Raw genomic sequence first — 15,542 nt, 5'->3', positions numbered from 1 at the left:
GGTCTCGACGCCGTGCCCGCGGTAGCCGCGGTCGACGACAGCGAGAACGGGGCGGCGATCGGTCAGCACCTCGACCTGCTCGAGCGCCTCGGCGAGGGTGTGGCCGCCGTAGGGATTTCCCGGCAGCGCCCGCATGCCGACGATGAAGCCCTCGCGGATGGTGGCGGCGACGCTGACCTTGGTGCCGAACTCATACCGCACCCGCGCCTTGCCCTTGGAGATGCAGTCCACCTCCGGCTCGTGCAGGCTGTAGAGCTTGCCGCGGTCCTTCGGCTGCTGGTGCAGGAGCCGCGAGGTCAGCACCAGCATGTCGAGGATGCGCTCGCGCAGCGGCCCTTCCGGGATGTCCTCGAGCCGGCGGCGGAGATCGCGCATGAGCCGACCCGTGTAGCCCTTCAGTCTTCGCAGCGCGCTTCACGCATCCGTTTGAACTGACGCGCGTGGGCGTAGCGGCCGGCCTTCGCCGCCAGCCGCGGCGCCAGGCGCGCATAGCTCTGGCGCAGCTCGATCCCGCCTCGGCGGCGAGCGCCACCAGCTTCCGCCGCGCCGTCTCGTAGAGCCGGGCGTCGGTCGGGTGCGCGATGTTTTTTTCCCATCACCGTGGTGTCGACCGACACCCGCTCCAAACTCTTGTCCGCGACCGTGCCTGAGGCGCGGCCGGCTTCGTTCGTCGGGGAAACGCCCCACTGGGGCCTTTCCTTTTCCTCCTCACTCTTGGTCAGCAGCCATTCGACGCCCTCCTCGCCGATCCGCTGGCGCCAGCGGGTGAGCGAGGAGGGATCGATCGGCGGGCGGTGCTGGAAGAAGGTCTCGCCGCAGAAGTGCTGGTAGTACGGGTTCTCGACCCACCGCGCGACCACAGCCTCGTCCGAGAGGGCGAAGGCGTGCTGGAGGCAGAGCAGCCCGCCACCAGCCGCGGTGACGTCGCGGGCCTCCCGCTTGCCGACGGGAAGAACCCGGCCCACTCCCGCTCGAGGAACTCCCAGTCGATCACCGCCTCGAGCTTCACCAGCTCATGACGCATGTCGATCAAATCTACCAGGCGCGGCCGCAGCAGATCGTCCTGCTCAGGGTGGCGGGTCTTCGGCTTCATGGGCGGCATCCGAAATCGCAGGGTTCTCGCCGGAATCCTACGAATCCCTGCAATCAGAAACCACCAGAAACGGCCTGCTATCTGGCGAAATCAACAGCATGCGCTTTGTTCAGGCCGAACCAAATAGAGAGGAACTTGCACGGCAGAGTGGTTCAATCAGCATCCTCGTCTGGGCGAAGCGAGGCCTCTGCCTTCGCTGGGCGGCGTGGTGGGTGATGACGGGCTCGAACCGCCGACCCTCTCGGTGTAAACGAGATGCTCTACCAGCTGAGCTAATCACCCGCGCCGCAATACAGCGAGCATGGTGGGTGATGAGAGATTCGAACTCCCGACATCTTCGATGTGAACGAAGCGCTCTACCACTGAGCTAATCACCCGACGGCGTGCCATTATCGCGTCCGCCGGGCCTCTGCAAGGGCCGAGCCGCGTCAGCCCGTGGGCAGGCCGAGCCGGCGCGCGAAGGCGGGGCGCCGGGTCACGTCGACCAGCGATACGGTCGGTGCGTGACGACCGCCGAGCCGCAATGTCGCCTGCCGCAGAGCCTCGATCCCATCCTCTGACCGTGCGGGGAGAGCCTCGGCCGAGATCGGCGCGCCGACGTTCACGCGGTAGGGCTGGCGGGACTTGTTCAGCGTCTCGTGGAACAGCGTGATGTCCCTGAGCGTGGGGTGCAGGAGGTCGAAGAGGTAGAACAGGACCGAGTTGCGCGCGCGGATGTTCACCGGGATCACCGGAAGATCGAATTTGCGCGCGATCATCGCCGCCGAAGTCATCCAGTCCCGCTCGAACAGCCGTAGCCCGCGGCGCTTTGCCAGCCGTCCCGCCGGAAAGATGATTCCGAGCCTGCCGGCCTCGAGGGCGCGACGGGTGTAGTCCATGGTCTCGCGCGTCTTGGCGCGGGAGCGCTTTTCGGGGCGCCATTCCACAGCCGCGATCAGGCTCTCCATCTGCGGCAGCACGCGCAGGATGTCCGAGTTGGCATAGACGAATAGGTCCGGTCGCAGCGGCGCTATCAGGTGGTGAAGCACGATGCCGTCGGCGATGCCGGTGGGATGGTTGGCCACGATCAGGGCCGGCCCGTTGCGCGGGATCCGCTCCAGTCCCTGGACCTCGACGTCACGAGCGAGGAGATCGCCCATCGTGCTCATGATCTCTTCGGTTGAGCGATCGCGAAAGTGTTCGGCCAGCGCCAGGGTCCGTCCGTAACCGAGCAGGCGCGTGAGCACTTGGCGCGAAGGACGGCTGTAGAAATGATCGCCGAAGAGCCATGGAGCCCTTTCGGCAATCAGCGGATCCAGTCGTTCGCGCATGGCGGCGAAACACCATTGTTCTGCGTCAGTTCCATGACACTGAACGATTTGAAGGTGAAGTTCCATGGGCCAGCGCACTCTCGGCACCAAAACGCCCGGACCTTGAGGTCCGGGCGCCGCTGGCCTGACCTTGGGGGGGAGGTCAGGCGGCCGGCCTCTGGTGCTCGCCTTCCTCCACCTCCTCGACGATCTTCGCGACGAACGCGTCGAGGTCATCGGGCTTGCGGCTGGTGATGATGCCGTTCGAAACCACAACGTCCTTATCGATCCAGTTGGCGCCGGCGTTCCTGAGGTCAGTGCTGATCGAATGATAGGACGTCATGTCGCGGCCGCGCACCACGTCGGCTTCCACGAGCATCCACGGCCCGTGGCAGATCGCTGCGACGATCTTGTCGCTCTGCACGAAGTCCTTGACCAGCTTGACCGCCGCCTTGTCGGTGCGAAGCAGGTCCGGGTTGATCTGGCCGCCCGGCAAGACGATCGCGTCGTAGTCGTCGACGCGCACGTCCTCGATCTTCGCATCGACCTCCACGACGTGGCCCCAGTTGGCGTTGTCCCAACCCTTGATGCCGTCGCCGGAGGGCGAGGCGAGATGTACGGTCGCGCCGTGCTCGCGCAGCTTGTCGCGGGGGACCACGAGTTCGCTTTGCTCGAAGCCGTCGGTGGCAATGATCAGGATCTTGCTGTCGTTGATGGCCGGCATGACTGGCCTCCTTCGCTGGTTGGACCTCCTAACGGGTGTCCCGGCGCTATGTTCCGCCCCGAGACGATCAGCTTTGCAGGATGCGCGTCACCAACTCGAACGTCTCTCGGCTGAGGTTCTCGTTGACGAGGACCCGTCGCAGCGCCGCAGTCATCTGCTGCTGTCGATGCGGATCGTATCGGCGCCATGTCTCGAACGCGCTCAGCAGCCGCGCTGCGGTCTGTGGATTTACCGCGTCGAGCTTCAGGAGCCACTCGATCACGAGGTCGTAGCCGCGTCCGGACGGGTGGTGAAAACCGGCCGCATTGCTCGCGAAGGCACCGAAGAGCGCGCGAAAGCGATTGGGATTGCGCCAGTCGAAGTCGTCGTGGTCGGTCAGGCTGCGCACGACGTCGGCCGCGAGATCAGGCGGAGCGTGAGCGGCCTGAAGGCTGAACCATTTGTCCACGACCTGCCGGTTGTCCCGCCATCGACAGTAGAACTCGAAGAGTTCTCGTGCGCCGAGTCCGACCTGCATCAGTGCCGTCATCGCGCCGAACTGCTCCGTCATGTTGTCCGCCATCGTCAGCAGCGTCCGAGCACGGTCTCCGCGATCGACCCAGGTCAGGAGGTTGAGGCACGCGAGCCGCAGGGCGCGCCGTGCAGCGGCTTCGCTGTCGGGCGTATAGGGTCCCGTGGCTTCCATCGCGTCATACACATGCTCGAGCGCGTCCCTCAGCGTGTGGGCGAGACGAAGGTTAAGGCGCCGCTTGAGTTGATAGATGCGTGTCGGCTCCGGCGTGACGCCGGCGTCGTACATGGTCTGCGCGATGTCGTCCTCGCCGGGCAGACCCAGCGTCAGCGCGCGGAAGGCGGGGTCGAGGTGATCGTCGAGCAGCATTGCCCTCACCGCGTCGTGATAGACGGTGCCCGGTTCGGCGTTGTTGACGATCATGTCGTAGAGCACGTCCTTCGCGAGGACACGTCCCGCGTCCCAGCGGGCGAACGGGTCGGTGTCGGAGGCGAGGCGAAACGCGCGCTCCTCGACCGACGTGCTGCGATGCATCAGAACCGGCGCAGAGAAATCGCGCAGTAGCGAAGGAAAGGGCCGCTCGCGCAGATCGTCGAAGCGGAAGGACTGCTCGGTCCGCGTCAACTCGAGCATTGTCGTGCCGAGGGCCTCGCTGCCGTCCGGGTAGAGGAGGCCGATCGCGAAGGGGATGTGCAGTGGGTGCTTCAAGGGCTGCCCCGGCGTGGACGGCGTCTCCTGCCGGAAGTGCAGGTAATAGACGCCGTCGTGCCACTCGTCCCGCACGGTGACGCGCGGCGTGCCTGCCTGGCTGTACCAGAGGCGGAACTGCGACAGGTCACGGCCCGTGATCTCCTCGAACGCGCGGAGCCAGTCGTCGATGGTCGCGGCTTTGCCGTCGAAGCGCCCGAGGAAGTGGGCGACCGCGCGATGGTAGGCGTCCTCGCCGACGAGTCGGAAGATCATGGCGATGATCTCGGCGCCCTTCTCGTAGACTGTCGCGGTGTAGAAGTTATTCACTGCGATGTAGGCCTGCGGCTGCACCGGATGCGCCAGCGACCCGCTGTCCTCGCGGAATTGACGCGACTTCAGCAGCTTCACCTCCTCGATGCGGCGCACCGGCGCGCTGCGCATCTCCGAGATGAACTGGTGCTCGCGAAAGACGGTCAGACCCTCTTTCAGCGCAAGCTGGAACCAGTCTCGGCAGGTGACCCTGTTTCCGGTCCAGTTGTGGAAGTATTCGTGCGCGACGATCCCCTCGATCAGCTCGTAGTCGCGGTCGGTCGCGGTCTCGGGGCTGGCCAGCACGTATTTCGAGTTGAAGATGTTGAGGCCCTTGTTCTCCATCGCACCCATGTTGAAGTCGTCGACGGCAACCATGTTGTAGACGTCGAGGTCGTATTCGCGACCGTAGACCTCCTCGTCCCAGCGCATCGCGCGCTGGAGTGCGTCAAGCGCGTAGCTGCGCTTGCCTTCGTCGGGGCCGGGACGCACCCAAAGGTTCAGCGTGATCGGTCGCCCGCTCGCCGTGCGAAACCTCGCCGTCTCGGCGACGAGTTCGCCTGCCACCAGTGCGAAGAGGTACGATGGCTTGGGGTGGGGATCGTGCCATTCCGCGAAGTTGTCGCCCGCCACTACAAGGTTGCCGTTCGACAGCAGCACTGGCTTGCTCGCCTCGATCCGGACGTGAAAGCGCGACATCACGTCGGGACGGTCAGGGTAGTAGGTGAGCCGGCGAAACCCCTCGGCCTCGCACTGCGTGCAATACATGCCTTGCGAGATGTAGAGCCCCTCTAGCGACGTGTTGCACGAAGGGTCGATCTCGACCTCCGCCTCCCATGTGAACGATCGGTCCGGGAGGTGCCTCGTGGGCACGCGGAGCGATCCTGCCTCCAGCCGATACATGTCGCGGGTGAGCGGCCGACCATCGATGGACACCCTCACGAGCGTCAGCCCGATCCCGTCCAGAACGAGGTCCTGCAAACGACCGAGAGGCCTGAAGCGGATGCAAGACGTCACCCGTGTTGCGGTTGGATGCAGGCGAAAAATCAACCGCACCTCATCGACAGCGAATGGATATGGACGATACTCTGACAGCAGGACGGCTCGAGGCGCGCTCTCGTTCATGGCCCCGGTTCCGCTTGAATGGTGGGTGAGCCGATCGGTCGGAAGGGCGACAGGTCCATGGCCGTGAAGTCAGCCAGCAGCGCGCCCCGCGCGCAAACCAAGGAGATTCGTCATGTCTGCACCCAAAACGAACGTCGAGAAGCAGAAAGAGCAGCACAAGGCGCCGCTGCTCGGAATGCGAGCCGTCGTGATGTGGTCCGTGGGGCTGCTCATCCTGCTACTCCTCTACGTGTTCTTCACGGGCAACGAGCCGGAGGGTGCTGACGTGCAGGTCGACGGCCGGACCGGCGCAGTCGAGGAGACCGACGAACCGGCCGTGGCCGAGCCGATGGGCGATGTCGTCGGCGATCCGACCGAGGGTCCAGCCGCCGAGAACTGAACGTCGCATGTATCCTCTCCCACGGCGGGCGCCTCCGCGCTCGCCTCCTTCGAACTCCGGTTGCCTTTCGGAAACATCGTCCAGTATGACGGCTGAGCCGTGAAGGCACCGAGCGGAGCAGGGGGAAAGATGGTTCAGCGCATCGATCGCGAAGGGTTGCAGGTTGCCGAGGAGCTGGCGCGCTTCATCGAGGAAGAGGCACTGGTCGGCGCGGACATCGACGCTGGACGCTTCTGGTCGGGGCTGTCGGCGCTGATCCACGAGTTCGGGCCGGAGAACCGCAAGCTTCTGGAGACGCGGGAGGATCTGCAGGGCAAGATCGACGAGTGGCATCGTCAGCGCGCCGGGCAGCAGCACGACGCCGAGGCGTATCGTGGTTTCCTGCAGGAGATCGGCTACCTCGTGCCCGAGGGCGATGACTTCGTCATAGACACATCGAACATCGACCCTGAGATCGCCAGCATCGCGGGTCCGCAGCTCGTCGTGCCGATCACAAACGCCCGTTACTCTCTGAACGCCGCGAACGCCCGCTGGGGCTCGCTCTACGACGCCCTCTACGGCACCGATGCCATGGGCGACCTGCCTTCGAGCCTCGGTTATGACCCGGGCCGCGGCGAGCGCGTCGTGGCGCGGGCGAAGGCGTTTCTCGACGAGGCTGTGCCGCTCGCGCAAGGCAACCACACCGAAGTGACCGCGTACAGTGTCGCCGGTGGGGCGCTTAGGGCGCAAATAGGCGACGGCGAGACCGGGCTGGCCGACGCCGCGGTCTTCGTCGGACATACCGGCTCCGCCGAGGATCCGGACAGCGTGGTCCTGCGCCACAACGGCCTCCACATCCGCATCCTGATCAACCGCGAGCACCAGATCGGAAAGACCGACCCCGCCGGCGTGGCGGACGTCGTGCTGGAGTCCGCCGTCAGTGCGATCATGGACTGCGAGGACAGCGTCGCCACCGTCGACGCCGCCGACAAGGTGCTGGCCTATCGCAACTGGCTCGGCCTGATGAAGGGCGATCTTACCGAGGAGGTCTCCAAGGGTGACCGCACCTTCACCCGCCGCCTGAACGACGATCTGCGCGTCGAGGGGCCGGACGGCGAGTTCACGCTGAAGGGCCGCGCGCTGATGCTGGTGCGCAACGTTGGCCACCTGATGACCAACCCCGCGATCCACGACCGCGACGGCGCCGAGGCGTTCGAGGGTCTGATGGACGCCATGATCACGACGCTGATCGGCACCCACGACCTGAAGAAGGACAGCGGGCCACGCAACTCAGTCGCCGGCTCGATCTACATCGTTAAACCCAAAATGCACGGACCGGAGGAGGTTGCCTTCGCCGACCGCATCTTCAGCCACGTCGAGGATGTGCTGGGCCTGCCGCAGTACACTGTCAAGCTCGGCATCATGGACGAGGAGCGGCGCACCAGCGCCAACCTCAAGGAGTGCATTCGCGCGGCCAAGCACCGCGTCGCCTTCATCAACACCGGCTTCCTCGACCGCACCGGCGACGAGATCCACACCTCGATGGAAGCCGGCCCGATGATCCGCAAGGGCGAGATGAAGAACTCGACGTGGATCAAGGCCTACGAGGACCGCAACGTGGACATTGGCCTCGCCTGCGGCCTGCGGGGCAAGGCGCAGATCGGCAAGGGCATGTGGGCCATGCCCGCCCGCATGGAGGACATGCTGGAGCAGAAGGTCGGGCACCCGAAGGCGGGCGCCAATTGCGCCTGGGTGCCGTCGCCCACGGCGGCGACGCTGCACGCGATCCACTACCACCAGGTCGACGTCGCCGCCCGGCAGGAGGAGATCTCGCAGGGTGGTGCCCGCGCCGGCCTCAACGACCTCCTGATGATCCCGCTCGCGACCGGCCACAACTGGTCGGACGACGAGATTTCGGCCGAGATCGAGAACAACGCTCAGGGTATCCTCGGCTACGTCGTGCGCTGGATCGACCAAGGCATCGGCTGCTCGACCGTGCCTGACATCAACGACGTCGGGCTGATGGAGGACCGCGCTACCTGCCGTATCTCCAGTCAGGCGATGGCAAACTGGCTGCACCACGGCGTCATCACCGAAGAGCGGGCGATGGAGGCGATGCGCAAGATGGCGGCGGTCGTCGACCGGCAGAACGAGGGGGATCCAGCCTACCGCCCGATGGCGCCCGACTACGACACGATCGCCTTCCGCGCCGCCTGCGATCTGGTCTTCGAGGGACGGGTGCAACCGTCCGGCTACACCGAGCCGGTGCTGCATGCACGCCGGCAGGAACTCAAGCGCAAGGCGGGCTGAACGACATGACAGGAGAGACAACGATGCTGACGCTGGACCAGGCCCGCAAGATCATCTCGACCACGTTCGCCAAAGGGGCCGAGATGGGGCTGAAGCCGCTTTCGGTCGTCGTGCTGGACGCGGGCGGCAACCTGAAGGCGTTCGAGCGGCAGGATGGCGCGTCGCCCGGCCGCTTCGCCATTGCCCAGGGCAAGGCCTACGGCGCCGTGATGACGGGGATGCCCGGCTCCGCCCAGATGGCCCGTGCCGAGGAGCAGGCCTACTTCATGGCGGCCCTCAACGGCGCGTTCGGCGGTCAGGTGGTGCCGGTGCCGGGCGGCATCCTCGTGGACCAGTCGGGCGTCGTCATCGGCGCCGTCGGCGTCACCGGCGACACCTCCGACAACGACGCGGCGGCAGGGATGGCGGGGATCGAGGCCGCCGGCCTCAGCGGCCGCGCATAAGCCCGCGGATCGGCGGCGACAGCAAGCTCGCCGCCGAGATCGGCTACATCCGCGCCGTCCGCGACGGGCGCTTCGTCTTCGTCGCGGGCACCACCGGGCTCGACCACCGGACCCTGACCATCAATCCCGATCCCGCCGCGCAGGCCGAGGCGGCGCTCCGGACGATCGCCGCTGCGCTCGAGGCGGCGGGTGCTCGCATCGACGACGTCGTCCGCGTCCGCTACATCGCCGCGAGCGCCGAGGACTTTCGCGCCTGCTGGCCGGTCCTGCGGCAATGGTTCGACATCGCGCGCCCGGCCGCGACGATGATCGTGGCGGGCCTCCTCGACGCACGCATGAAGATCGAGATCGAAGTCACGGCACTCCTGCCCGAGGATTGAGCCGCCGGGCTCCGCGTCGCCCGTCCGAGGTCGAATGTTGCGTCGCACCATCGACGCCGGGTATACCTTCCGGTCAGCGCCTCAAATCAGGAAAGACATGACGCGGCCCATCATCGGCATCATCGGCAACAGCCAGCTCGTGAATGACCAGTATCCGGTACACGCCGGCGGCACGATGATTTCGCAGGCGATCGCGCAGGTGGCCGAGGCAATCCCGCTGATCGTGCCAGCCGACCCGTCGCTCGTCTCAGTGGCCGAGCTGCTCGAGACATGCGACGGCTTCCTGCTTCCGGGCGGCCGTCCGAACGTCCACCCGGAGGAGTACGGGCAGGTCGCGACCGAGGCGCACGGCACCTTCGACCGCAATCGCGACGCACTGACGCTGCCGCTCGTGCGCACCTGCGTCGAGCGTGGGCAGCCGCTGCTTGGCATCTGCCGCGGGTTTCAGGAGGTCAACGTGGCGATGGGCGGCACGCTCCACCCGGAGATCCGGCAGCTGCCAGGTAGGATGAACCACCGGATGCCGCCCGACGGGACGCTGGAGGAGAAGTTCGCCATCCGTCACGGCGTCACCTTCACCGAGAACGGTCCCTTTCACCGCCTGCTCGGCGCGACGCGGGTGATGACCAACACGCTGCACGGGCAGGGCCTCGTTGATCTGGGCCGGCGCATCGTCGTGGACGGACACGCGGACGACGGCACGCCCGAGGCAATCTACATCGAGGGTGCGCCTGGATACGCGCTTTCGGTCCAGTGGCACCCCGAGTGGCAGGCGCGTACGGACCCGGTCTCGCGCCCGCTCTTCGCCTCCTTCGGCGACGCCTGCCGCGCCTGGAGACGCGGGCGGCAGACGCCGACACTGCGCAGCGCGTGAAGTGAATCGGCGCCTCGTCCTGCTGGCACTGGCGATCGTGCTGATCCTCGTCCTGATCGCCAGCATCATCTTCGCCGGCGCGGCCTGACGCACGCGCGACGGCAGGTTCACGTCAGGTTCTTGTGCATCTTCACGCGGCGCAGCGACTGGCCGTTGCGGGTGACCGTCTCGGTCCTGCCCGAGGTCCAGCCGCGGCGCTCGAAGAACGGCTGCGCGACGAGGCTCGCGTCCGTCGTCAGTCGCCGGACGCCGTTCAGCTGCATCTCGCCCTCTATCCGCTCCAGCAGTCGCGTGCCGATGCCGGAGTTCTTCATGTCGGGCAGCACGTAGGCCAGATCGATATGTCCATGCTCGTCCGCCGCCATGAAGCCGACAACGAGCGTGTCCAGCAGGGCAACGAAGCAGGCGTCGACGCTCAGGCGCGCGGGCCATGAGATTTCCGGCTTCGATGGCGCCCACGCCTTGCGCTGTGCGTCGTCATAATGTTCGGCCGTGCCCTTCAGCACGGCGCTTCGCAGCACCTCCCAGAGCCGCCCTTCCTCTCCCGGCCGCATCCGGCGCAGTGTCAGATTGCCGTTCATGTCACCGCCGCCACAGCGCGATAGGCATCGTGATCCCAAAGCCGCCCATGCATCACCTCTGCCAGCACCTGCGCCGCCCGCCGCACGTCCGCATCGCCGATGTAGAGCGGCGCGAAACCGAACCGCAGGAGGTCCGGCGCACGAAAGTCGCCGACGACGCCGCGGGCGATCAGCGCCTGCATTATCGCGTAGCCCTCCGGGTGGCGGAACGACACCTGGCTGCCCCGCCGCGCGCTCTCGCGGGGCGATGCGAGACTCAACTCGGGGCAGGAGGCCTCCACCTCTGTGATGAAGGTCTTCTGCAGGGACAGCGAGGCGCGGCGCACGTCTGCCATGTCGACATCGTCCCAGCAGTCGAGCGCGGCGTCGAGGGCGGCGAGTTGCAGGATCGGCGGCGTGCCGACCCGCATCCGGTCGATCCCTGCGCCGGGACGATATCGCGCCTCGAAGCGGAACGGCGCCGCGTGACCGAGCCAGCCCGCCAGCGACGGCTCGACACGGTCGACGTGGCGCGGCGCAACGTAGACGAATGCGGGCGCTCCGGGTCCGCCGTTGAGGTACTTGTAGGTGCAGCCGACGGCGAAGTCCGCGCCGGCCGCCACGACATCAACCGGCAGCGCCCCCGCCGAATGCGCAAGGTCCCACACCGTCAGCGCCCCGGCCGCGTGGGCAGCGCGCGTCAGCCGCGCCATGTCGTGCAGCCGGCCGGTGCGATAGTCGACCTCGGTCAGCAGCAGGACGGCAACGTCGGGGCCGATTGCCGCCTCGACATCCTCGGGGTCGACGACCCGGATCTCGTGCCGCTCGGTCAGCCGCGCGAGGCCGTCGGCCATGTAGAGGTCAGAGGGAAAGTTCCCTCTGTCCGACAGAATCACGCATCGGTCCGGGCGCAGGTGCAGCGCCGCCGCAAGCGCCTGGAACACCTTGATCGAGAGCGTTTCGCCCGCGACCACGTGCCCCGGCTCCGCCCCGATCAGCCGGCCGATACGATCGCCCACACGTCGCGGGGCGTCGATCCAACCGGCACGATTCCACCCGCCGATCGCCATCTCGCCCCACTGGCTGCGCAGCATCCGCTCGAGGCGTTTGGGCACCGCCACCGGGAGCGGACCGAGGGAATTGCCGTCGAGATAGACGAGGCCATCCGGGAGGTGAAAGAACGTGCGCGTCCTGTCGAAGTCCGTCATGCCGAGACTTGTCGCGGCCAACCCGGCGCGGGTCAAGCGCGCCGCATGCCCTGCGCTGTCGGTTGTCATGCCAGCCGGCCGCACGGTATCTGTGCGGGATGCGATGGCTCGACATGCCCCCCGTCTGGCTTGCCGCCTGCCTCCTCGCCGGATGGCTCCAGGCGCGCATTGCGCCGGCTCCGGATCTCGGCCTTTGGGCAGACGCGGGCGGCTGGGTGCTCCTCGGGCTCGCAGCGCTGCTCATGGCAAAGGCGGCGCTCCAGTTCCGGCGCTACCGCACCACGATCATCCCCGGCGAAAGTCCCGATGCGCTGATCACCGGCGGCATCTTTCGCTACAGCCGAAATCCGATCTACCTCGCCGACCTCCTGATCCTGGCGGCCCTGGGACTGATCTGGAGCTCGCTGCTGGCGCTCTTCCTCGTCCCGGTGCTTTTCGTGGTGCTCGACCGTCGCTTCATCAGGTACGAGGAGCGGCGGCTTGAGGAGGCCTTCGGCGCGCGGTTCGAAGAGTACGCAGGCCGGACCCGTCGCTGGATCTGACTGCCGCTGCGTCGCCCGTTGCTTGTGCTGCTACGGGGCGGACGCTAAGGAAGTTTCAACGGGATCGTGAACCGACGCGCGAGAGAGGGACGGCCGTGAAGATCGGAGCACCGAAAGAAACCTACGAGGGCGAAGCTCGGGTGGCGCTGACGCCCGACAGCGCAACCCAGATCAGCAAGCTTGGCCATACCTGCCTGGTAGAAAGTGGCGCGGGCGAGCGGGCAGGTTTCACCGACGACGCCTACCGGCAGGCGGGCGTCGAGGTCGTTGACGGCACCGAAGAACTCTGGTCGCGCGCGGACGTCATCGTAAAGGTGCGCCCCCCGACCGAGGATGAGGCCGGGCGGCTGGGACCGGACAAGACGCTGATCTCCTTCTTCTACCCGGGCCAGAACGAGGAGATGCTGAACCGCGTCCGCGACACGGGCGCGAGCGTCGTCGCGATGGACATGGTCCCCCGGATCAGCCGCGCCCAGAAGATGGACGCGCTGAGCTCGATGGCCAACATCGCGGGCTACCGCGCCGTGATCGAGGCCGGCAACAACTTCGGCCGCTTCTTCACCGGTCAGGTGACGGCGGCGGGCAAGGTGCCGCCGGCCAAGGTGCTGGTGATCGGCGCCGGCGTCGCGGGACTCTCGGCGATCGGCACGTCGGTCAGCCTCGGCGCCGTGGTGCGCGCCTTCGACGTGCGCCCCGAGGTCGCCGAGCAGATCGAGTCGATGGGCGCCGAGTTCCTGATGCTCGAGTTCGATGAGGATCAGTCCGGCGAGGGCGGCTACGCCAAGCCCGCTTCGCCGGAGTTCATCGAGAAAGAGATGGCCCTCTTCCGCCAGCAGGCGCCCGAGGTCGACATCGTCATCACCACCGCGCTGATCCCCGGCCGACCGGCGCCGAAGCTCTGGCCTGAGGAAATGGTCCGGCTGATGAAGCGCGGCAGCGTCGTCGTCGACCTCGCGGCAGAGCAGGGCGGTAACTGCGATCTTACCGTGCCGGGCGAGAAGATTGTCACCGACAACGGCGTCACCGTCGTCGGCTACACCGACTTCCCCAGCCGCATGGCTACGCAGTCGAGCACGCTCTACGCCACCAACATCCGGCACATGCTGACAGATCTCACGCCCGGCAAGGACGGTCAGATCGCCCACAACATGGACGACGACGTGATCCGCGGCGCCACCGTCGCGCACGGCGGCGAAATCACGTTTCCGCCGCCCAAGCCGAAGGTGCAGGCTATCGCGCGCGCGGCCCCGCGCGCCAAGCCGAAGGAGCTCACGCCGCAGGAGCGGCGCGCGGCCGAACTCGACACCTTTCGCAAGGCGACTCGATTCCAGGTCGGGATCCTGGTCGCGGGCGCGCTTCTGATGCTGATCGTCGGTGCCTTCGCGCCGGCAAGTTTCATGTCGCACTTCATCGTCTTCGTGCTCGCCTGCTTCGTGGGCTTCCAGGTCATCTGGAACGTGAGCCACGCACTGCACACGCCGCTGATGGCCGTGACCAATGCGATCTCGGGCATCATCATCATCGGGGCGCTGCTTCAGATCGGCTCGACCAGCTTTCTCGTCATCCTGCTGGCGTCGGTTTCGATCCTCATTGCCAGCATCAACATCGTCGGGGGTTTTCTGGTGACGCGCCGGATGCTCGCGATGTTCGAAAAATCCTGAGAGCGGGGCGCGGGACATGATCTCTGACGGACTGGTCTCGGCGGCCTACATCGCCGCCTCGGTACTCTTCATCCTGTCGCTCGGGGGCCTCTCGAACCAGGAGAGCGCCAAGCGGGCCATCTGGTACGGCATTGTCGGCATGGCCATCGCCGTGCTGGCGACAGTGATGGCGCCCGGCGTCTCCAACCTGCTGCTGGTCGTCCTGCTGGTCGCCGTCGGCGGCTACGCCGGCCAGTATGTCGCCAAGCGGGTCGAGATGACGGAGATGCCGCAGCTGGTGGCGGCGCTGCACTCCTTCGTCGGACTCGCCGCCGTCTTCATCGGGCTCAATGCCGACATCGAGCTCTCGAACGTGCGCGAGCTCCTGATGCAGCCGGGTCCAGTGGGCGAGCTGACCGGCTTCAGCCGGACCTTGGCACTCAAGGACCCGGTCGAGGTCGCGATCCTGAAGGTCGAGGTCTTCCTCGGCATCTTCATAGGGGCCGTCACCTTCACGGGCTCGGTGGTGGCGTTCGGCAAGCTCGCCGGCCGGATCTCGGCCAAGCCCGAGAAGCTGCCAGGCGGCCACGCGCTCAACGCGGGTGCGGTGGCGCTCTGCCTGATCCTCGGCATCCTCTACTTCAACGGCGCGGGCATCTGGACGATGCTCCTCGTCGCGCTGATCGCCGGCTTCCTCGGCTGGCACCTGATCATGGGGATCGGCGGCGCAGACATGCCGGTCGTGGTCTCCATGCTGAACAGCTATTCAGGCTGGGCCGCGGCGGCGATCGGCTTCACGCTGGGCAACGACCTGCTGATCGTGACGGGTGCGCTCGTCGGGTCCTCGGGTGCGATCCTCAGCTACATCATGTGCAAGGCGATGAACCGCTCCTTCGTCAGCGTGATCCTCGGCGGCTTCGGCGCGACCCAGTCGGCGGCGGGTGAGATCGAGGGCGAGATGATCGCCATCGACGCGGCGGGGGTAGCGCAGGCGCTGGACGACGCCGACAGCGTCGTCATCGTTCCGGGCTACGGCATGGCGGTAGCACAAGCGCAGCAGTCGGTGAGTGAGCTGACCAAGCGCCTCCGTGCCAAGGGCAAGACGGTGCGCTTCGCCATCCACCCGGTGGCCGGGCGCCTGCCGGGGCACATGAACGTGCTGCTCGCCGAGGCCAAGGTTCCCTACGACATCGTTCTCGAGATGGACGAGATCAACGAGGACTTTCCCTCGACCGACGTGGCGATCGTGATCGGCTCGAACGACATCGTGAATCCGGCGGCGCAGGAGGATCCGAGCTCGCCGATCGCCGGAATGCCGGTGCTGGAGGTTTGGCGCGCCAGGCAGGTCTTCGTCTCGAAGCGCGGCCAAGGCACCGGCTACTCCGGCATCGAGAACCCGCTCTTTTACAAGGACAACACGCGGATGCTCTACGGCGACGCCAAGGCAAGCGTCGATGCACTTCTCGGGCACCTGAGCTAGCGCCGG

The 15,542-nt window shown here is 66.6% G+C and carries 13 protein-coding genes, 2 tRNA genes and 1 pseudogene; 8 read left to right on the top strand and 8 right to left on the bottom strand.

Features of this window, described 5'->3' with window-relative positions; genetic code table 11:
- The 6 genes and pseudogenes from JM664_RS12820 to pepN all read right to left on the bottom strand — a co-directional run.
- Positions 1-1,093 (bottom strand): annotated as a pseudogene (locus JM664_RS12820) (IS5 family transposase); the annotation flags it as partial.
- A gap of 206 nt (positions 1,094-1,299) precedes the next feature.
- Positions 1,300-1,375 (bottom strand) — tRNA-Val (locus JM664_RS12815).
- Positions 1,376-1,395: 20 nt separating this feature from the next.
- A tRNA-Val gene (locus JM664_RS12810) sits at positions 1,396-1,470 on the bottom strand.
- A gap of 51 nt (positions 1,471-1,521) precedes the next feature.
- Positions 1,522-2,403: a lysophospholipid acyltransferase family protein gene (locus tag JM664_RS12805; RefSeq protein ID WP_227420314.1), complete on the bottom strand. Its 882-nt coding sequence runs from the start codon at positions 2,401-2,403 to the stop codon at positions 1,522-1,524.
- Between the two features lie 142 nt (positions 2,404-2,545).
- A complete protein-coding gene (locus JM664_RS12800; protein ID WP_227420313.1) occupies positions 2,546-3,106 on the bottom strand; it encodes a type 1 glutamine amidotransferase domain-containing protein in 561 nt (186 codons plus the stop codon).
- Between the two features lie 67 nt (positions 3,107-3,173).
- On the bottom strand, positions 3,174-5,741 hold the full coding sequence (pepN, locus tag JM664_RS12795) for an aminopeptidase N (RefSeq protein ID WP_227420312.1): 2,568 nt from the start codon (positions 5,739-5,741) through the stop codon (positions 3,174-3,176).
- Positions 5,742-5,853: 112 nt separating this feature from the next.
- Here pepN and JM664_RS12790 point away from each other — a divergent pair, with 112 nt between their 5' ends.
- From JM664_RS12790 to JM664_RS12770, 5 genes are all read left to right on the top strand, one after another.
- Positions 5,854-6,120, top strand: coding sequence for a hypothetical protein (locus JM664_RS12790; RefSeq protein WP_227420311.1), 267 nt, complete (start codon positions 5,854-5,856; stop codon positions 6,118-6,120).
- Between the two features lie 129 nt (positions 6,121-6,249).
- Positions 6,250-8,409, top strand: a complete 2,160-nt coding sequence (locus tag JM664_RS12785; protein ID WP_227420310.1) for a malate synthase G — start codon at positions 6,250-6,252, stop codon at positions 8,407-8,409.
- A gap of 5 nt (positions 8,410-8,414) precedes the next feature.
- Positions 8,415-8,852, top strand: a complete 438-nt coding sequence (locus JM664_RS12780; RefSeq protein ID WP_227420309.1) for a GlcG/HbpS family heme-binding protein — start codon at positions 8,415-8,417, stop codon at positions 8,850-8,852.
- Entirely contained in the window at positions 8,849-9,232 is a 384-nt protein-coding gene (locus JM664_RS12775) for a Rid family hydrolase (RefSeq protein ID WP_227420456.1), read from the top strand. The genes JM664_RS12780 and JM664_RS12775 overlap by 4 nt, the downstream gene beginning before the upstream one ends.
- Positions 9,233-9,329: 97 nt before the next feature.
- Entirely contained in the window at positions 9,330-10,106 is a 777-nt protein-coding gene (locus tag JM664_RS12770) for a gamma-glutamyl-gamma-aminobutyrate hydrolase family protein (RefSeq protein WP_227420308.1), read from the top strand.
- A 107-nt stretch (positions 10,107-10,213) separates the two neighbouring features.
- On the opposite strand, the gene JM664_RS12765 is transcribed toward JM664_RS12770, so the two are convergent.
- Both JM664_RS12765 and kynU read right to left on the bottom strand, forming a co-directional pair.
- Complete coding sequence (locus tag JM664_RS12765; RefSeq protein WP_227420307.1) at positions 10,214-10,687, bottom strand: GNAT family N-acetyltransferase; 474 nt, start codon at positions 10,685-10,687, stop codon at positions 10,214-10,216.
- The gene (gene kynU, locus JM664_RS12760; protein WP_227420306.1) at positions 10,684-11,874 is read right to left on the bottom strand and encodes a kynureninase; all 1,191 of its coding nucleotides are present in this window, start codon (positions 11,872-11,874) and stop codon (positions 10,684-10,686) included. Before kynU ends, JM664_RS12765 begins: the two co-directional genes overlap by 4 nt.
- A 113-nt stretch (positions 11,875-11,987) precedes the next feature.
- Here kynU and JM664_RS12755 point away from each other — a divergent pair, with 113 nt between their 5' ends.
- The 3 genes from JM664_RS12755 (at position 11,988) to JM664_RS12745 (ending at position 15,536) form a co-directional block, all read left to right on the top strand.
- Positions 11,988-12,416 (top strand): methyltransferase family protein, encoded by a 429-nt coding sequence (locus JM664_RS12755; protein WP_227420305.1) that lies wholly within the window; start codon positions 11,988-11,990, stop codon positions 12,414-12,416.
- Between the two features lie 95 nt (positions 12,417-12,511).
- Positions 12,512-14,077, top strand: a complete 1,566-nt coding sequence (locus JM664_RS12750) for a Re/Si-specific NAD(P)(+) transhydrogenase subunit alpha (protein ID WP_227420304.1) — start codon at positions 12,512-12,514, stop codon at positions 14,075-14,077.
- A gap of 19 nt (positions 14,078-14,096) precedes the next feature.
- Complete coding sequence (locus JM664_RS12745; protein WP_227420455.1) at positions 14,097-15,536, top strand: NAD(P)(+) transhydrogenase (Re/Si-specific) subunit beta; 1,440 nt, start codon at positions 14,097-14,099, stop codon at positions 15,534-15,536.
- The last annotated feature ends 6 nt before the right edge of the window (positions 15,537-15,542 follow it).

It is taken from the genome of Roseitranquillus sediminis, assembly GCF_016918935.1.
In the GTDB taxonomy this organism is placed as follows: domain Bacteria; phylum Pseudomonadota; class Alphaproteobacteria; order Rhodobacterales; family Rhodobacteraceae; genus Roseitranquillus; species Roseitranquillus sediminis.
Note: the sequence above shows the minus strand (reverse complement) of the source record. Positions and strands in the feature narration are given on the sequence as shown.